The organism is Streptosporangium sp. NPDC003464, from assembly GCF_053588315.1.
Window position 1 is genome coordinate 1 of sequence record NZ_JBSFPS010000512.1, and the last position, 2,353, is coordinate 2,353.

The following is a 2,353-nucleotide window of genomic DNA, read 5'->3' on the forward strand; positions in this document are numbered from 1 at the left end:
GTACTCCCCGGCCGGCGGTGTGGTGGATCGTGCCGGTCACGCTGCTGGTGGGCGGGGTGGTCGGCGGGCTGGCCTGGCTGCTGCTGGCGGCCGGGTGGAGCGCGGCCGAGGCCACCGCCCGTCAGGGCGCGATCCAGACCGCGCCGGCGGCCGGCGCCGGGGTCGGCGCGGCGGTCACGCTGATGCCGGCCTTCCGCCGTCAGCGTCACCAGGAGCACGCCGCGCACGTCACCGCCCACCTCGCCGAACGCAACGCCCAGCTGACCGAGCAGATCGCCGAGCGCAACGCCGCGCTGGCCGAGCAGGTGGCCGACAACACCAAGCACGACGCCACCGAACGCCGGGTGACCGACCTGTACACCAAGGCCGCCGAGCAGCTCGGCCACGCAGGCGCCGCCGTCCGGCTGGCCGGCCTGTACGCGCTGGAGCGCCTGGCCCAGGACAACCCCGGCCACCGCCAGACCATCGTCAACGTCATCTGCGCCTACCTACGCATGCCGTACACCCCACCCCCGAGACCCGATACGGCCGCCGACCGGGCCGAGGCCCTGCGCGCCGCCCGGCGCCGCCACCACGCCCTACGCACCGCCGCCCGCGGACGCACCACACCCCCACCCACCCCAGCCGGCGCCGACACCGGCCCGGACACCGAAGGCGAACGCCAGGTCCGCCTCACCGACCAACGCATCCTCACCGACCACCTGCGCGACCAACGCACCCTCGAGCAGCGCGAGAGCCAACCCGCCGACGCGCGATTCTGGCCCGGCATGCATGTCGACCTAGCCGGTGCCGCTCTCATCGACCTGGATTTCCTCTCCTGCCGCCTTACCCGCGTCGACTTCCACAGGGCGACCTTCACCGGGGTCACCTGGTTCGACGGGGCGACCTTCACCGGGAACGCCATGTTCGGCGGGACGACCTTCCACCAGGAGGCCTGGTTCGACCAGGCGACCTTCGTTGGGAACGCAATGTTCGACGAAGCGATTGTCCGGCGTCCGGAGGCCGATCATTCCTGGCCGATGGGCTGGGCGGTCGTGGCGTGCCCCGACGGCAGGGGGCGGCTGGAGCGGGTGGCCAAGACAACAGCGGACCCGAGCCTGCCCGACGGTTCAACGCCTGCCTGATGGGGGTCCCCATAGCAAACGGCGGAAATCCAACGGCTTTAGGTCTGGCCTGCGGTTTCTCGCGTTTTCCGTTCCCGCCACGCCACCGGGTCGAGCTCGACCCGGGGCTGGAACGCGGTGAGCGCTGGGCAGGCGAGCGTGCGGCGGCGTACCGTCACGACCAAGATCACGACCGGTAACGTCGGCGAAGGAGCCCGATGAGGAGACGTCGTCGATCGATTCGCGATGGACACGACGGCTGCGGCTGGCGGCCCAGACCGTTCTCGTCATCATGGGGTGGGGCTGGTGGTGATGCTGCCGTTCTCCGAGCTGCTGGCGTGGGCCAACTCCCAGCGAGGGCTGGACCAGCCGGGGTTGTCGCCCCGCGGACCAGCGCTCCACCCCCCTGCCGCACCGGCCTTCTGGGGGGAATACACCTGGACCTGGCCGGCGCCACCCTCATCGACCTCGACCTGACCGGCGGCCATGTCACCGAGGCCGCCCGCATTCTCAAGATCGGCCAGCCCACCGCTCACGTGACCCTCGCGGGGCGCTGACCAGCGCCTATATCGGCGCGCGGCCCGTTTCCTCCGTATTTCGGTGGCACCCGTTCCATGGCTATTCGTCGGGACGCGCTGGGATGCCCGCGAAGCCATGACGCATGATCCGGAGAAGCCGTTGTGCGTGCTCCGCGCCGGTGGCCGCGATGGCGGCCGCGTTTGTCAGGGCGAGCAGGTCATCCACGGTGAGGCCGGTGTTCAGGGTGCCGGCTTGCTGGGCTCGGGCGAGCAGCTTCTGTGCAGTCGATCGCATGGACCTATGCCATTGGTCGAACAGCTCGGTGCGACGCTCGTTGTTGTTTTCGGTTCCGGCGAGCGCCAAGGCGCGTTTGGTGGCGACGTGCACGACGAAGCTGTCCAGCCAGGTGAACAGCGCCTCGGCCTCCGGCTCGGATTGGAGCAGAGCGGCGCCTTCCTCCTGGAGCGTCGTAACTTCGCCCGCATACACCGCCACGATCAGATCCTGACGGGTGGGGAAATGGCGGTAGAGCGTCGCGTTGCCGACGCCCGCCCGACGGGCCACCTCATCCAGCGCGATGTCGGGCCCGTGCTCGTCGAAGAGCGCTTTCGCCGCGGTGAGTAGCGACCGGACGTTCCTCGCCGCGTCCGCCCTGCGCGGCCGCGTGCCCGTCGGCGACTCCGGATGCGTCATCGTCATGCTCCCTCCCTCGTTGCGATGTGGGGAGTTCC

At 70.4% G+C, this 2,353-nt stretch carries 3 protein-coding genes; 2 read left to right on the forward strand and 1 reads right to left on the reverse strand.

Annotation, left to right across the window (positions count from 1 at the left end):
* Both ACWDS7_RS47925 and ACWDS7_RS47930 read left to right on the forward strand, forming a co-directional pair.
* The coding region (locus tag ACWDS7_RS47925) for a pentapeptide repeat-containing protein (protein WP_451934742.1) at positions 1-1,124 on the forward strand (1,124 nt) is incomplete at its 5' end.
* A 276-nt stretch (positions 1,125-1,400) separates the two neighbouring features.
* The gene (locus ACWDS7_RS47930; protein ID WP_451934743.1) at positions 1,401-1,580 is read left to right on the forward strand and encodes a hypothetical protein; all 180 of its coding nucleotides are present in this window, start codon (positions 1,401-1,403) and stop codon (positions 1,578-1,580) included.
* 141 nt (positions 1,581-1,721) lie between these two features.
* Here the strand turns inward: ACWDS7_RS47930 and ACWDS7_RS47935 are convergent, their stop codons facing one another.
* Positions 1,722-2,321 (reverse strand): TetR/AcrR family transcriptional regulator, encoded by a 600-nt coding sequence (locus tag ACWDS7_RS47935; protein WP_451934744.1) that lies wholly within the window; start codon positions 2,319-2,321, stop codon positions 1,722-1,724.
* Between the last annotated feature and the right edge of the window lie 32 nt (positions 2,322-2,353).